This window comes from Methylobacterium sp. CM6241 (assembly GCF_054817845.1).
In genome coordinates this window covers 2,623,976-2,638,841 of sequence record NZ_CM139246.1, presented here as the reverse complement: position 1 = coordinate 2,638,841, position 14,866 = coordinate 2,623,976, and the positions used below count along the sequence as shown (strand labels likewise).

General features: G+C 66.1%; 10 protein-coding genes and 2 tRNA genes. 9 read left to right on the top strand and 3 right to left on the bottom strand.

Annotated elements, in window-relative coordinates:
* The first annotated feature begins 149 nt into the window (after nucleotides 1–149).
* Nucleotides 150–1,217, top strand: a complete 1,068-nt coding sequence (locus ACYQR9_RS12240) for an ornithine cyclodeaminase (RefSeq protein ID WP_461226422.1) — start codon at nucleotides 150–152, stop codon at nucleotides 1,215–1,217.
* Nucleotides 1,218–1,289: 72 nt separating this feature from the next.
* Entirely contained in the window at nucleotides 1,290–2,219 is a 930-nt protein-coding gene (gene rocF / locus ACYQR9_RS12235; RefSeq protein WP_461226420.1) for an arginase, read from the top strand.
* A 364-nt stretch (nucleotides 2,220–2,583) separates the two neighbouring features.
* Here rocF and glnA read toward each other — a convergent pair whose 3' ends face one another.
* A complete protein-coding gene (gene glnA / locus ACYQR9_RS12230) occupies nucleotides 2,584–3,996 on the bottom strand; it encodes a type I glutamate--ammonia ligase (protein ID WP_056430308.1) in 1,413 nt (470 codons plus the stop codon).
* A gap of 234 nt (nucleotides 3,997–4,230) precedes the next feature.
* Nucleotides 4,231–4,569: a P-II family nitrogen regulator gene (locus ACYQR9_RS12225; RefSeq protein ID WP_003600526.1), complete on the bottom strand. Its 339-nt coding sequence runs from the start codon at nucleotides 4,567–4,569 to the stop codon at nucleotides 4,231–4,233.
* Nucleotides 4,570–4,783: 214 nt separating this feature from the next.
* On the opposite strand from ACYQR9_RS12225, the gene ACYQR9_RS12220 reads away from it, so the two are divergent.
* Nucleotides 4,784–6,277: an NAD(P)H-hydrate dehydratase gene (locus ACYQR9_RS12220; protein WP_461226418.1), complete on the top strand. Its 1,494-nt coding sequence runs from the start codon at nucleotides 4,784–4,786 to the stop codon at nucleotides 6,275–6,277.
* Here the strand turns inward: ACYQR9_RS12220 and ACYQR9_RS12215 are convergent.
* Nucleotides 6,270–7,784, bottom strand: a complete 1,515-nt coding sequence (locus ACYQR9_RS12215) for a multicopper oxidase family protein (protein WP_461226416.1) — start codon at nucleotides 7,782–7,784, stop codon at nucleotides 6,270–6,272. The two genes, ACYQR9_RS12220 and ACYQR9_RS12215, sit on opposite strands and share 8 nt — an antisense overlap.
* A 196-nt stretch (nucleotides 7,785–7,980) precedes the next feature.
* On the opposite strand from ACYQR9_RS12215, the gene ACYQR9_RS12210 reads away from it, so the two are divergent.
* The 6 genes from ACYQR9_RS12210 (at nucleotide 7,981) to ACYQR9_RS12185 (ending at nucleotide 14,822) form a co-directional block, all read left to right on the top strand.
* Nucleotides 7,981–8,065: transfer RNA gene (locus ACYQR9_RS12210), tRNA-Leu, on the top strand.
* A 175-nt stretch (nucleotides 8,066–8,240) separates the two neighbouring features.
* Complete coding sequence (gene tig / locus ACYQR9_RS12205) at nucleotides 8,241–9,677, top strand: trigger factor (RefSeq protein WP_056430576.1); 1,437 nt, start codon at nucleotides 8,241–8,243, stop codon at nucleotides 9,675–9,677.
* Nucleotides 9,678–9,808: 131 nt separating this feature from the next.
* Entirely contained in the window at nucleotides 9,809–10,435 is a 627-nt protein-coding gene (locus ACYQR9_RS12200) for an ATP-dependent Clp protease proteolytic subunit (RefSeq protein ID WP_026176059.1), read from the top strand.
* A 223-nt stretch (nucleotides 10,436–10,658) separates the two neighbouring features.
* The gene (clpX, locus tag ACYQR9_RS12195; RefSeq protein ID WP_019904739.1) at nucleotides 10,659–11,930 is read left to right on the top strand and encodes an ATP-dependent Clp protease ATP-binding subunit ClpX; all 1,272 of its coding nucleotides are present in this window, start codon (nucleotides 10,659–10,661) and stop codon (nucleotides 11,928–11,930) included.
* 254 nt (nucleotides 11,931–12,184) lie between these two features.
* Nucleotides 12,185–14,614: an endopeptidase La gene (lon, locus tag ACYQR9_RS12190; protein ID WP_056430302.1), complete on the top strand. Its 2,430-nt coding sequence runs from the start codon at nucleotides 12,185–12,187 to the stop codon at nucleotides 14,612–14,614.
* 132 nt (nucleotides 14,615–14,746) lie between these two features.
* A tRNA-Val gene (locus tag ACYQR9_RS12185) sits at nucleotides 14,747–14,822 on the top strand.
* Nucleotides 14,823–14,866: the final 44 nt, after the last annotated feature.

Genomic DNA, 14,866 nt, shown 5'->3' with positions numbered 1-14,866 from the left:
CGCGACCTCACAGCGACCGGGTCGAGAGGTGCCGATCATGATGCCCTGCCCATTTCGCCCTCTCCCATCGCAGCAAGGGCTATGCCGCCTCGCGCGGGCGCGCATCCTGCCTATGATCGATTCGGTATCGGTCCGGGAGACGAGGCGTCATGGCGGACAAACTGAATGTCGTTCCCTTCGTCAGCGTCGACAACATGATGAGGCTCGTCCTGGCGATCGGCGTCGAGCGGTTCCTGCGGGAACTGGCCGCCACGATCGAGGAGGATTTTCGGCGCTGGCACCTGTTCGACAAGCAGCCGCGCCTGGCCTCCCACAGCGCGGACGGCGTGATTGAACTGATGCCGACCAGCGACGGCACCACCTACGGCTTCAAATACGTCAACGGTCACCCGAAGAACGCCCGCAGCGGGCGCCAGACCGTGGCCGCCTTCGGCGTGCTGGCCGATGTCGGCAACGGTTATCCGATGCTGCTCACCGAGATGACGATCCTCACGGCTCTGCGCACCGCCGCCATGTCGGCGGTCGCGGCGAAATACCTCGCCCCGAAAGATGCGCGGACCATGGCGATCATCGGGAACGGCGCCCAGGCCGAGTTCCAGGCCCTGGCCTTCAAGGCCCTCATCGGCATCGATTCCCTGCGCCTCTACGACATCGACCCGGCCGCCAGCGCCAAGTGCCGGCGCAACCTCGCGGGGTTCGGCTTCCGGATCGCGATCTGTTCGAGCACCGCCGAGGCCGTGGAAGGCGCCGATATCGTCACGACAGCGACGGCCGACAAGCAATGCGCCACCATCCTCACCGACAACCTCGTCGGCCCCGGTATCCACATCAACGCCGTCGGCGGGGATTGCCCCGGCAAGACCGAGCTCCACCCCGACATCCTCCGCCGTTCGGACATCGTCGTCGAATACGCGCCCCAGACCCGGATTGAGGGCGAGATCCAGCAATTGCCGGCCGATCACCCCGTCACCGAACTCTGGCGGGTGATCGCCGGCGAGGTGCCGGGGCGGAGCGACGACAGGCAGATCACGCTGTTCGATTCCGTCGGTTTCGCGGTCGAGGATTTCTCCGCCCTGCGATACCTGCGCTCGGTGCTGGCCGGCACCGGCTTCTTCGAGGATCTCGACCTGCTGGCGGACCCGGACGATCCCCGCGACCTGTTCGGGATGCTGCTTCGGGCGGAGGGCCGGGCTGGTCCCGATCCTGCGGCGCCATGACGATCCGCCGGCCCGCGCCTCACGGCTGTCGTGCGCGGCCCCTATTGTGTCGGCGGATCGGAGAATGAACCCATGGACGAGAAACGCTGCATCCTCATCGGCGTGCCGGTCCAGGAGGGCACGAGCCGGCTGGGCTGCGACATGGGCCCGAGCGCTTACCGGGCCGCCGGTTTGGGCGGCGCCCTCACCTCCCTCGGCCTGGTGGTGGAGGATCGCGGGAACATCGCCCCTCCCCCCGGCGAGGCCGTCGCCCATCCCAATCCGAGCGTGACCAACCTCTCCGACTTCGCGCGCTGGACGTCGGCGCTCAGCGAGGCCGCCTATCGGGCCGGGGGCGAGGGCCTTCCGATCTTCCTCGGCGGCGATCACAGCCTCTCGGCCGGTACGGTCTCGGGCATGAGCCGGCGGGCGGCCGAGGCGGGCCGCGAGTTGCACGTGCTCTGGCTCGACGCGCATCCCGATCTCCACACCCTGGAGACGACGACGAGCGGCAATCTCCATGGCGTGCCGATGGCCTATGCCCTTGGTCTCAAGGGGTTCGCCCCCTACCTGCCGCCGCCCGTCGCGCCGGTGAAACCGCACAACGTCTGCATGATCGGCCTGCGCAGCGTCGATCCGGCGGAGCGGCGGACGATCCGCGAGGCCGGGATCACCGTGCACGACATGCGCGCCATCGACGAGTTCGGCATCGGCATTCTGCTGAAGGCCTTCCTCGAACGGGTGGCCGCCGCCGGCGGATGGCTGCATGTGAGCCTCGACGTCGATTTTCTCGATCCCGGCATCGCGCCGGGCGTCGGCACCACGGTTCCGGGCGGCGCGACGTTCCGCGAGGCGCATCTCGCCATGGAGATGCTGCACGATAGCGGCCTCGTCCGCAGCCTCGATCTCGTCGAGCTCAACCCCTTCCTCGACGAGCGCGGCCGCACCGCGATCCTGATGACGGATCTCGCCGCCAGCCTGATGGGACGCAGCGTCCTCGACCGGCCGACGCGGAGTTTTTGACGGAGATGGTACTCCTTCCGGTTTGATTTCCGGTGTTCCTGTCTAAGAACTTGTTTGAGCTGTTTTCCAAGGCTTTAACCTCAGCCTGAGGTGCCGCGCAGCGGCCTCGAAGGATCCTTCCAGGGATCGCGCGACCGCTGGAGGGCTCCTTCGAGGCCTCCGCTACGCTCCGGCGCCTCAGGATGAGGAGGTCTGTTTGGATACTCGGTTCTGCCGCAAAAATTCGCCGGGCATGAGAATCCGCCGAGGAATCCGATGAAACAGACTTTTAGCGACTGAAACGCGAAACGCCGGAGCCCCTTTCGAGGCCCCGGCGTCGCGCATCGTCCGAAAAGCCGGGCGAGCCCGCCCGGCCGGCCCGCTCTCAGAGCGAGTAGTACATCGTGAACTCGACCGGATGCGGGGTCATCTCGTAGCGCATCACTTCCGTCATCTTCAGTTCGATGAAGGAGTCGATCTGGTCGTCCGAGAACACGCCGCCGGCCTTCAGGAAGCCGCGGTCGCGGTCGAGGTTCGTGAGGGCTTCACGCAGGCTGCCGCAGACGGTGGGGATCTTCTTCAACTCGCGCGGGGGCAGGTCGTAGAGATCCTTGTCCATGGCCGGGCCCGGATCGATCTTGTTGATGATGCCGTCGAGGCCGGCCATCAACAGGGCCGAGAAGGCGAGGTAGGGGTTCGCCATCGGGTCGGGGAAGCGGACCTCGACGCGCTTGGCCTTCGGGTTCGTCGTCCACGGGATACGACAGGAGGCCGAGCGGTTGCGGGCCGAGTAGGCCAGCAGCACGGGGGCCTCGTAGCCGGGCACCAGGCGCTTGTAGGAGTTGGTGGACGGGTTGGTGAAGGCGTTCAGCGCCTTGGCGTGCTTGATGATGCCGCCGATGTACCAGAGGCATTCCTGGCTGAGGTCGGCGTACTTGTCGCCGGCGAAGATCGGCTTGCCGTCCTTCCAGATCGACTGGTGCACGTGCATGCCCGAGCCGTTGTCGCCGTAGACGGGCTTGGGCATGAAGGTCGCGGTCTTGCCGTAGCTCTGCGCCACGTTGTGGATCGCGTATTTGTAGATCTGCATGTGGTCGGCGAGCAGGGTCAGCGTGTCGAACTTCATGCCAAGCTCGTGCTGGGCCGAGGCGACCTCGTGGTGGTGCTTCTCGACCTTGACGCCCATGGACTGCATGGCGGCCAGCATCTCGCCGCGCATGTCCTGCGCCGAATCCTGCGGCGGCACCGGGAAGTAGCCGCCCTTGGTGGCGACGCGGTGGCCGAGGTTGCCGCCCTCGTAATCGGTGAAGCCGTTGGTGGGCAGTTCCACCGAATCGAGCTGGAAGCCGGTATGGTACGGATCGGAGCCGAACTTCACGTCGTCGAACACGAAGAACTCGGCCTCGGGGCCGACATAGATCGTGTCGCCGATGCCGGTGGACTTGAGGAACGCCTCGGCGAGCTTGGCGGTGCTGCGCGGATCGCGCGAATACGGCAGACCGGACGAGGGCTCGAGCACGTCGCAGACGATCGACATGGTGGAGGCCGAGAAGAACGGGTCCATGCAGGCCGTCGCCGGGTCGGGCATAAGCAGCATGTCGGATTCGTTGATCGCCTTCCAGCCGGCGATCGACGAGCCGTCGAACATCGTGCCTTCGGCGAAGATTTCCTCATCGACGAGGGACACGTCGAACGTGACGTGCTGCCACTTGCCCCGGGGATCGGTGAAGCGGAAATCGACGTACTTGACGTCGTTGTCCTTGATTTCCTTGAGGACCTGATCGGCGGTCTTTGCCATCCCTGTGTCTCCTTCGAGGCTCAGCCTGTCTCGGCCGTGGTTTTGCCGCACCACGCGGTGGCGTGCCGCGGATTGGGAAGGGGCGTGCGCGAGGGACTTAGCTTCTAGGACGGCGCGAGGCTAGAGCCGCGCTTGGCCGGATTGTAACAGGCCGGCGCCTTCGCCCCATCGTTCCGTTCGACCGCCGCCGCCGGCCGGCCGGAGCCATGCCGGAACATCCGCCGGAAGCGGGCGCTAGATCGCGTCGGTGCCGGTCTCGCCGGTGCGGATGCGGATCGCTTCCTCGATGGTCGAGACGAAGATCTTGCCGTCGCCGATGCGTCCGGTTTGGGCCGACTTGCGGATGGCTTCCACGGCACCTTCGACCAGAGCGTCGGAGAGAACGATCTCGAGCTTCACCTTGGGCAGGAAATCGACCACGTATTCGGCGCCGCGATAAAGCTCGGTATGGCCCTTCTGCCGGCCGAACCCCTTGGCTTCGATCACGGTGATGCCCTGAAGGCCGACCTCTTGAAGGGCCTCCTTCACCTCGTCCAGCTTGAATGGCTTGATGATCGCTTCGATCTTCTTCATGCCGAACGGGCCTGACCTGAATGCTGCTCCGGGCCCTTTTCCTACCATCGCGGCACGGCCTTCGCCACGCCGTTTTCCCCGAGACAGGCGTTAAATTGCCCATTCGGTAGGCAACGAATGCAAATCGTTTCAGCCAAGCCCGCTTTGCGCCTGAAATAACGGCGCGGCATGAGCGGTGCGCAGGCATGGACACATGGACAAGGCGAAGTTTCGAATGCCCCCACACCGTCTGATCACCGTCGAAGCGATGCGGAGAATGGACGCCGCCGCCATAGCGGCGGGCGTTCCGGGGATCGAGCTGATGCGCCGGGCGGGCGCCGCCGTGGCCGAGAGGGCCGCCACGATGGTCGCCGCGCCCTCCCGCATCCTCGTCCTCTGCGGACCCGGCAACAATGGTGGGGACGGTCTCATTGCCGCCCGCCTCCTCGAAGGGAGCGGCTATGCGGTCGATCTCGTCTGCACCGCGCCGGTGGAGAGCCTGACGGGTGATGCCGCGTTGGCCGCCGCTGACTGGGAGGGGCCCGTCCTATCCGAGGCCGATCCGGCGGGGGCCGCCCTCGTCATCGACGCCCTGTTCGGGGCGGGCCTGTCCCGCGACCTCGACGGCGCGGCGAAGGCCATGGTCGAGCGGGTCGCGGCGGCGAACGTGCCCGTTCTCGCCGTCGACATTCCGAGCGGGATCGACGGCGATACGGGCGCTTTACGCGGGGTCGCGCTCAGGGCGCGCGAGACGGTGACCTTCGTGGCGCTCAAGCCGGGCCACCTGCTGCAGCCGGGCCGCGACCATTGCGGTCATCTCCATGTGGCCGATATCGGTATCGGCGATTCCGCCCTCGAACAGGGGCTGGCCGGCACGCCGAGGGTCTGGCGCAATGGGCCCGATCTCTGGGACTCTGATTTCCCGAGGCTCGACGCCGTCAGTCACAAATACACCAGGGGGCATGTCCTCGCCTTGTCCGGTCCCGCCTTCAAGACGGGAGCGATCCGCCTCGCCGCGCGGGCGGCGTTGCGGGTCGGGGCCGGCCTCGTCACCGTGGCCTCCCCCACCGCCGCGATGCCTGAGAACGCCGCGCATCTCACCGCGATCATGCTGACGCCATGCGAGACCGCCGACGACCTCGACGATCTCCTCGTGGACGAGCGCCTCAACGTCATCCTCGCCGGCCCCGGCATGGGGAGCGGCGAGGCGACCCGTGAGCGTGTCGCCGTGGCGGCCGGCGTCGGGCGAAGCCTCGTCCTCGATGCCGACGCGCTCACAAGCTTCAAAGGCCAGGTCGACCAATTGGCGAGCCTCATCGCGGATGGCGGGGGGAAGGCAGTGCTGACCCCGCATTCCGGTGAGTTCGGCCGCCTCTTCGCCGATACGGCCGCTGTCAACCCGACGGCGAGCAAGCTCGAACGGGCGCTGAGGGCGGCGTCCCTCGTCGGGGCGGTCGTCGTGCTGAAGGGCGCCGATACCATCATCGCCGCGCCCGACGGACGCGCCGCGATCAACGGCCACGCCACGCCCCATCTCGGCACCGCCGGTTCCGGCGATGTCCTCGGCGGCTTCGTCGCCGGCCTACTGGCGCAGGGCATGCCGGCCTTCGAGGCCGCCTGCGCGGCGGTCTGGCTCCATGGCGATGCCGGTTTGCGACACGGGCCGGGCCTCATCGCCGAGGATCTGCCGGAGATGATGCCGCGGGTTCTCGCCGGTCTGGTCAAGTAACCTCGAAACTCGTCCACAATCCGGTGTCGAACCGCTCCAGCACCGTGGAGCCGATGACCCAGCGGCCGGGATTGTCCGCCTTGAAGGCGATCCGGGCCGTACTGCCTTCGAGCAGCTGGAACGTGTCGAGCCAATAGGGCTCCCAGCCGTCGTCCAGCGGGTGAAGCAGCCGGAAGGCGTGGCCGTGGACGTGCAGGGCCTGCGGGAAGGCGGTGTCGTTCCGGATCGCCAGGACCACCACCTGGCCGCGCTTCACCGTGAAGGAGGGAGCGGTGCCGGAGGCTCCCGTGATCCCGTTGATGGCCCAGACCCGATTCGGATCACCGGCATAGGCCGGTTCGGCGTTGGGCTTGTCCTTGTCGAGCTTGGCGCCGCCGGTGATCGCGATGTCGCGGCGGATTGCGTTCTGGAGCTTGACCTCGGCGGGCAGGAGCTTGTTCTCGCCCACCGGTGCGATCGGCGGACGCTTCTCCGTCACCGGCTGGCCCTTGGCGGTGAGTGTCGCCAGGACGAGGCCGTTGCCCACCAGGGCATTGACCGTGACGCTGGCGCCGGCTTCCGCCGGCATGTCGAGCATCAGGTCGTAGCGGGTGCCGGGGGGGAAGGGCAGCGTCGCCCGCAACGGCTCGAACGTGTCGGTGGGCTGGCCGTCCACCGCCACCACGTAGACCTTGGCGCCCTCGAACCGGATGCGGGTTCCGCGCGCGTTGCAGACATTGCCGAGCCGCAGGCGGATCCGCGATCCCGGGCGAACCTCCACCGCTTCGGGAACCGGCCTGCCGTTGATCGTGACGAGATTGCCGAGGCGCCCGGAGGCCGCGGCGAAAGCCGCCTGCCCGAACGGCATCAGCGCGCCGTTCTCCTCCAGCCGCCAATCCTGCATCAACAAGGTGAGATCCTGGTCGAGCGAGGGCGGCGAGGTCTCCTCGACGATCAACGCGCCGGCAAGGCCCCGCCCCGACGGTTCGCTCGAACCGCCCACAACGAGGGGCCGGATCAGGAACGTGCCGGCATCCGGCGGGACGAAGGAGTAAGTGAAGTCCGTCCCCGGAGCGATCGGCGGCTGGGTCACGCCGCCGACGCCGTCCATGGCGTTCTGGTTGCGGACCCCGTGCCAGTGGAGGGAGAGCGGCTTGTCCGTCTTGTTTTCGACGCGCAGGCGGACGGTGTCGCCGAGTTTCGCCCGGATGACGGGAAGGCTCGCCTTGCCGTCGAAGGTCCAGATCGGCGTCTCGGCGGCCGGCTCGGGTTTCAGGCGGTTCGTGCCCGGTCCGGCGACGAGCGCGCGCGGTTCGGGCAACGGCTCGGCTGGCTTGGTCTCGGCCGGCTTGGCCGGCACGGGCGCTGCCTTTGGGGTCGCCTTGCCCGATCCCGTCTGCGCCACCGCGCCCGCGATGAAGGCCGGTCCGGCAAGGCCGAGGGCCGCCGCCCGGCCGATCAGCGAACGGCGGGACAGGCCGCCGGTCTCCGAGGGCGGGTGGTCATTCTTCAGGTCGGAACTCGGCATGTCACCTCGGACGGGAATGAAGGGATGCTCAGGCGCATCCGGCGCTTTCGCCCGCTTGTAGACGGCGGTCCCGCGCGGCGCCAACCGCCGCCACGCCCCTGATGGGCGAGGTCTTATTTTTTTGCTGCGGACTTGCGCGCGCATGCTATAGGACCGCGCTCTGGCGGCTGAAAAGGCACGCCGGGCGTTGGCGCTTGCGGGCGTGGCGGAACTGGTAGACGCGCTGGATTTAGGTTCCAGTGACGAGAGTCGTGGGGGTTCGAGCCCCTCCGCCCGCACCAGCCTTCGCCGTTGGGAACGGAATGGCTCACAGCGATGGCCGGCCCGCTCTGCCGCTCGGAGTCGGCCTCCGGTCGGGCGTGCTTCGTCAAACGCCGCCTGTGGTGTCCCGCCCTCGACGGCGGCGCCATTCGAGATTTTTTGATCGATCACACGGACGACAGCGGGAAGACGACGATGCAGGTGACCGAGACACTCTCCCAGGGTCTGAAGCGCGAGTTCCAGGTGCTTCTGGCCGCCAAGGAGCTCGAAGAGCGCCTGACGACCGAGCTGTCCACCCTCAAGGACAAGGCCCAGATCAAGGGCTTCCGCCCCGGCAAGGTGCCGGTGGCCCATCTGCGCAAGCTCTACGGCCGCTCGGTGATGGCCGACGTGCTGCAGAACGCGGTCAACGAGGCCAACCAGAAGATCGTCACCGACAACAACCTCAAGCTCGCCCTCGAGCCGAAGATCGAATTCCCCGGTGAGGCTTCCATCGTCGACCGGGCGCTCGAGGCCAAGGACGACCTGTCCTTCAACGTCGCCCTCGAAGTCCTGCCGAGCTTCGAGCTCGTCGACCTGTCCGACGTCACCCTGACGAAGCAGGTCGCCAAGCCCAGCGACGAAGAGGTCGACGAGGCAATCAACCGCATGGCCTCCTCGAACCGCGCCTTCACCCCGAAGGACGAGGGCGCCGAGGCCGCCACGGGCGACCGCGTCACGATCGATTTCGTCGGCAAGATCGACGGCGTCGAGTTCGACGGCGGCAAGGGCGAAGGCGTGGATCTGGAGCTCGGCTCGGGCTCGTTCATCCCCGGATTCGAAGACCAGCTGGTCGGCGCCAAGGTCGGCCAGTCGCTGGTGGTGAAGTCGACCTTCCCCGAGGCCTACGGTGCCGAGCACCTCGCCGGCAAGGATGCCGAGTTCGACGTGACCGTCACGGCGATCCAGGCTCCGGGCGAGACCAAGATCGACGACGAGCTCGCCAAGGGCTTCGGCATGGAATCGCTGGAGAAGCTGAAGGAAGCCGTCGCCGGCGCCCTCGGTGGTGATTTCGAGGCCCAGTCGCGCCGCAAGCTCAAGAAGGAGCTCCTCGACGCCCTCGACGGCAAGTACGCTTTCGACCTGCCCCCGAGCCTCGTCCACCAGGAATTCGCTGCCGTGTGGGCCCAGGTCGAGCAGGACCTGAAGACCCGCGGCAAGACCTTCGAGGACGAGGGAACCACCGAGGAAAAGGCCACGGCCGAGTACCGCAAGATAGCCGAGCGGCGCGTCCGTCTCGGCTTGGTGCTTGCGCAGGTGGGCGAGACCGCCGATATCAAGGTCAGTGACGACGAGGTGAACCAGGCCCTGATCGCCCGTGTCCGGCAGTATCCCGGGCAGGAGCAGCAGGTCTGGGACTTCTACCGGAAGAACGCACAGGCCCTGGCCGAGCTTCGCGCACCCCTGTTCGAGGAGAAGGTCGTCGACCATGTCCTCGCCCAGGTGAAGCTGGTCGAAGAGCCTGTTTCGAAGGATGCTTTGTTCGCAGATGAGGACGCCGATGCGGCCAGCGCCGGATCGACGGAGTCGGAGACGGACAAATCCCAGGCTCCTTCGGGCGACGATCTCCCGGCCGTCGCAAAGGCCGATTGAGCTCGAGGCTCCGAAAAGGGCGGCGGGCTTGGATGTAAAGGCGGCGTTCACCGCCGCCGTAGTTCGCTGACACGTCCGGCTCGCGCGCCATTCGCGCGGCCGGACCCCTTGAAGCCTGGGGCACGAGAATGATGAGAGATCCGGTCGACTATTATAACAGCGCACTCGTTCCCATGGTGGTCGAGCAGTCGAGCCGCGGCGAGCGTGCATTCGACATCTATTCCCGCCTGCTGCGTGAGCGGATCATCTTCCTCACCGGCCCGGTCGAAGATTATGGCGCTTCGCTGATCGTCGCGCAGTTGCTGTTCCTCGAAGCCGAAAACCCGAAGAAGGAAATTTCCTTCTACATCAACTCGCCCGGTGGCGTGGTGACGTCGGGCCTGTCGATCTACGACACGATGCAGTTCATTCGCTGCCCGGTGACGACCCTCTGCGTCGGCCAGGCCGCCTCGATGGGATCGCTGCTGCTCACCGCCGGTGAGCCCGGCCACCGCTTCGCCCTGCCGAACGCCCGAATCATGGTCCACCAGCCGTCCGGCGGGTTCCAGGGCCAGGCCACGGACATCCTGATCCATGCCCGCGAGATCGAAGCGCTGAAGAAGCGCCTCAACGAGATCTACGTGAAGCATACCGGTCGCGACTACGACACCATCGTCCAGGCGCTCGAGCGCGACAATTTCATGACCGCCGACGCGGCCAAGGAATTCGGCCTGATCGACGAAGTGATCCAGAAGCGTCCCGAGCCGGCCGCAGCCTGATCTCGACCGCGCCGTGGCCGCATGGCGGCCCCGGCGCGTCCTTTAGAGGCGGGCCGCCAATGCGGCTTTGCCTTGATCCCGTCGCGGCAGCATGCTTGCATCGCGAGTCTGACCTACCGGCAGAAAGCGCGCAGGTGACTGTTTCTTTAGGCGGGCGCCCTTAGATCTTAGAAGATGCGCGTGCGCCCCGGGGCTGGCGTCGCACCCGCGAACGGAGACCGATATGAGCAAGACTGGCGGCAACGACTCGAAGAGCACGCTGTACTGCTCGTTTTGCGGCAAGAGCCAGCACGAGGTCCGCAAGCTGATCGCGGGCCCGACGGTGTTCATCTGCGACGAGTGTGTCGAACTGTGCATGGACATCATCCGTGAGGAATCGAAGTCCTCGCTGGTGAAATCGCGCGACGGCGTGCCCACGCCGAAGGAGATCCGCCGCGTCCTGGACGATTACGTCATCGGCCAGGATTTCGCGAAGAAGGTTCTCTCCGTCGCGGTCCACAACCATTACAAGCGCCTCGCCCACGCCTCGAAGCACAACGACGTCGAGCTGGCGAAGTCCAACATCATGCTGATCGGGCCGACCGGTTCGGGCAAGACTCTGCTCGCGCAGACCCTCGCCCGCATCCTCGACGTGCCCTTCACCATGGCCGACGCGACGACGCTGACCGAAGCCGGCTATGTCGGCGAGGATGTCGAGAACATCATCCTGAAGCTGCTCCAGGCGTCGGATTACAACGTCGAGCGGGCGCAGCGCGGCATCGTCTACATCGACGAGATCGACAAGATCTCGCGGAAGTCCGACAACCCGTCGATCACCCGCGACGTGTCGGGCGAAGGCGTGCAGCAGGCCCTCCTGAAGATCATGGAAGGCACCGTCGCCTCCGTGCCCCCGCAGGGCGGTCGCAAGCACCCGCAGCAGGAATTCCTGCAGGTCGACACCACCAACATCCTCTTCATCTGCGGCGGCGCGTTCGCCGGGCTGGAGCGGATCATCTCGGCGCGCGGCAAGGGCACTTCGATCGGCTTCGGCGCGACCGTGCAGGCCCCGGACGACCGCCGCACCGGCGAAATCTTCCGCAATGTCGAGCCCGAGGACCTGCTGAAGTTCGGCCTGATCCCCGAGTTCGTCGGCCGTCTGCCCGTGCTGGCGACGCTGGAGGACCTCGATGAGGTCGCCCTCAAGCGCATCCTGCAGGAGCCGAAGAACGCCCTGGTGAAGCAGTACCAGCGCCTGTTCGAGATGGAGAATGTCGACCTGACGTTCCAGGAAGAGGCGCTTTCCATGGTGGCCCGCAAGGCCATCGAGCGGAAGACCGGCGCCCGCGGCCTGCGCTCGATCCTGGAGACGATCCTGCTCGAGACGATGTACGACCTGCCCGGCCTCGATTCGGTGGAGCAGGTGGTGATCGGTCCCGAGGTGGTCGAGGGCAAGTCGCGCCCGCTCTACATCCATGGCGACCGCAACAAGGACGTTCCCGCGAGCGTCAGCGCCTGAGGGCGCAAAGCGGCGGCAGAGACTTAGCCGCCGAAACGGTCCGGGGAGAATTCTTGAAAAAGCTCTCCCCGGCTTCCATCTGAAGTGTCAGACGGCGATGGCCGCACGCTCACCTTCTGAGGTGCGGTGTCCCGCCTCCAGCCTCACAGTTCAGCGATGCTTCCGACCCCGCGATGCGGACTGGTCGGTCCGTGGCAGGATGCTTGCTCATTTCGAGGAGCTAGAGCCCGGAATCCATCAAGAGGAAGTCCGACATGACCCAATCGAAATCTCGCCAGCCGGTCGTCCCGGGTTCGACGGGCTCCTACGCCGTTCTGCCCCTGCGTGACATCGTCGTCTTCCCGCACATGATCGTGCCGCTCTTCGTCGGCCGCGAGAAGTCGATCCGCGCCCTCGAAGAGGCCGTCCGCACCGACCGCCACATCCTGCTGGCCACCCAGATCAATGCCAGCGACGACGATCCGTCGACCGATGCGATTTACAAGATCGGCACGCTCGCCAGCGTCCTTCAGCTCCTGAAGCTGCCCGACGGTACCGTGAAGGTGCTCGTCGAAGGCGCGGGCCGCGCCAAGATCACGAACTTCAACAAGTCGGATTCCTTCTACGAGGCCGATGTCGAGACGCTGACGGATGAGCTCGGCGATCCCGTCGAGGCAGAGGCTCTCGCCCGCTCGGTCATCTCCGAGTTCGAGAACTACGTGAAGCTCAACAAGAAGATCTCGCCCGAGGTCGTCTCCGCGGTCACCCAGATCGACGAGCCGTCGAAGCTCGCCGATACCGTCGGCTCGCATCTCGCCGTCAAGATCGCCGACAAGCAGGCGATCCTCGAAATCCCCACGGTGGCGGAGCGTCTCGAGCGCGTCCTGTCGCTGATGGAGAGCGAGATCTCCGTGCTGCAGGTGGAAAAGCGCATCCGGACCCGCGTGAAGCGGCAGATGGAGAAGACCCAGCGCGAGTACTACCTCAACGAGCAGATGAAGGCGATCCAGAAGGAACTGGGCGATTCCGAGGACGGCAAGGACGAGCTCGCCGAAATCGAAGAGAAGATCGAGAAGACCAAGTTTTCGAAGGAAGCCCGTGAGAAGGCGATGGCCGAGCTGAAGAAGCTTCGCCAGATGTCGCCGATGTCGGCCGAGGCCACAGTCGTGCGCAACTACCTCGATTGGATGCTCGGCATCCCGTGGTCGAAGCGGTCGCGGATCAAGAAGGATCTGCTGGGCGCCCAGGTCATGCTCGACCAGGACCATTTCGGTCTGGAAAAGGTCAAGGAGCGCATCGTCGAGTATCTCGCCGTGCAGCAGCGCGCGAACAAGCTCACCGGTCCGATCCTGTGCCTCGTCGGTCCTCCCGGCGTCGGCAAGACCTCGCTCGGCAAGTCCATCGCCAAGGCGACCGGTCGCGAATTCGTCCGGATGTCGCTGGGTGGTGTGCGTGACGAGGCCGAGATCCGCGGTCACCGCCGGACCTATATCGGCTCGATGCCCGGCAAGATCGTGCAGTCGATGCGCAAGGCCAAGACCTCGAACCCGCTCATCCTGCTCGATGAAATCGACAAGATGGGCCAGGATTTCCGCGGCGATCCGTCCGCGGCTCTCCTCGAGGTGCTCGACCCGGAGCAGAACGGCACGTTCAACGATCACTACCTGGAGGTCGATTACGATCTCTCGGACGTGATGTTCGTGACGACAGCGAATACGCTCAACATCCCTGCGCCCCTGATGGACCGCATGGAGGTGATCCGCATCGCCGGCTACACCGAGGAAGAGAAGCTTCAGATCGCCCGCAAGCACCTCATCCCGGGGGCGGTGAAGAAGCACGGCCTCACGGCCAAGGAATGGGAGATCGACGATTCCGGCGTCCTCATGCTCATCCGCCGTTACACGCGGGAAGCGGGCGTGCGTAACCTGGAGCGCGAGATCTCGAACCTGATCCGCAAGGCGGTGAAGGAGATCCTCATCACCAAGGTGAAGGCCGTTGCCGTCACCGAGGAGAACTTGCCGGTCTTCCTCGGCGCGCCGAAGTTCCGCTACGGCGAGATCGACGAGGAGGATCAGGTCGGCGTGGTGACGGGTCTCGCCTGGACCGAGGTCGGCGGCGAGCTGCTGACGATCGAAGGCGTCATGATGCCCGGCAAGGGCAAGATGACGGTCACCGGCAACCTGCGTGACGTGATGAAGGAGTCGATCTCGGCGGCGGCGAGCTATGTCCGCTCCCGGGCCCTCGACTTCGGCATCGAGCCGCCGCTGTTCGAGCGTCGCGACATCCACGTCCACGTTCCGGAAGGGGCGACCCCGAAGGACGGTCCGTCGGCCGGTATAGGCATGGCCACCGCCATCATCTCGACCCTCACCGGCATCCCGGTGAGGAAGGATGTGGCGATGACCGGAGAAGTCACCCTGCGTGGCCGCATCCTGCCCATCGGCGGTCTGAAGGAGAAGCTGCTCGCTGCCTTGCGCGGCGGCATCAAGACGGTCCTCATCCCCGAGGAGAACGCCAAGGACATCGCCGAGGTGCCCGACAGCGTGAAGAACGGGATGGAGATCATCCCGGTCTCCCGGATGGACCAGGTGCTTCAGCACGCCCTCGTGAGGGTGCCGGAGCGCATCGAGTGGGAAGAGCCGCTCCCGGTCGCCCGCCGCCCGGTGGTCGGCGAGGACGAGCCGACCACGGTGATCGCCCACTGACTGTCATCCGCGGATGAAAAATGGAAAGGCCCCGTGGTTTCCCCGGGGCCTTTTCGTATGGTCCTCCACCGGCCTCGTGCCGAGGAGGGTTGCCATCCCGACGATGCTTGGATTAACGATGCGGCGCGCACCGGGCGGTTAGCTCAGTTGGTAGAGCGTCTCCTTTACACGGAGAGGGTCGGCGGTTCGAGCCCGTCACCGCCCACCATCCCGCTGCCCCTCCCCCTACCCTTCCCGGCAACAGAGACGAGC

What these genes read in the sequence shown, in the direction of transcription:
- ACYQR9_RS12215 (WP_461226416.1), bottom strand. Translation starts at nt 7,784, where the DNA reads ATGCCGAGTTCCGACCTGAAGAATGACCACCCGCCCTCGGAGACCGGC.
- tig (WP_056430576.1), top strand. Translation starts at nt 8,241, where the DNA reads ATGCAGGTGACCGAGACACTCTCCCAGGGTCTGAAGCGCGAGTTCCAG.
- ACYQR9_RS12225 (WP_003600526.1), bottom strand. Translation starts at nt 4,569, where the DNA reads ATGAAGAAGATCGAAGCGATCATCAAGCCATTCAAGCTGGACGAGGTG.
- ACYQR9_RS12200 (WP_026176059.1), top strand. Translation starts at nt 9,809, where the DNA reads ATGAGAGATCCGGTCGACTATTATAACAGCGCACTCGTTCCCATGGTG.
- glnA (WP_056430308.1), bottom strand. Translation starts at nt 3,996, where the DNA reads ATGGCAAAGACCGCCGATCAGGTCCTCAAGGAAATCAAGGACAACGAC.
- lon (WP_056430302.1), top strand. Translation starts at nt 12,185, where the DNA reads ATGACCCAATCGAAATCTCGCCAGCCGGTCGTCCCGGGTTCGACGGGC.
- clpX (WP_019904739.1), top strand. Translation starts at nt 10,659, where the DNA reads ATGAGCAAGACTGGCGGCAACGACTCGAAGAGCACGCTGTACTGCTCG.
- ACYQR9_RS12220 (WP_461226418.1), top strand. Translation starts at nt 4,784, where the DNA reads ATGCCCCCACACCGTCTGATCACCGTCGAAGCGATGCGGAGAATGGAC.
- rocF (WP_461226420.1), top strand. Translation starts at nt 1,290, where the DNA reads ATGGACGAGAAACGCTGCATCCTCATCGGCGTGCCGGTCCAGGAGGGC.
- ACYQR9_RS12240 (WP_461226422.1), top strand. Translation starts at nt 150, where the DNA reads ATGGCGGACAAACTGAATGTCGTTCCCTTCGTCAGCGTCGACAACATG.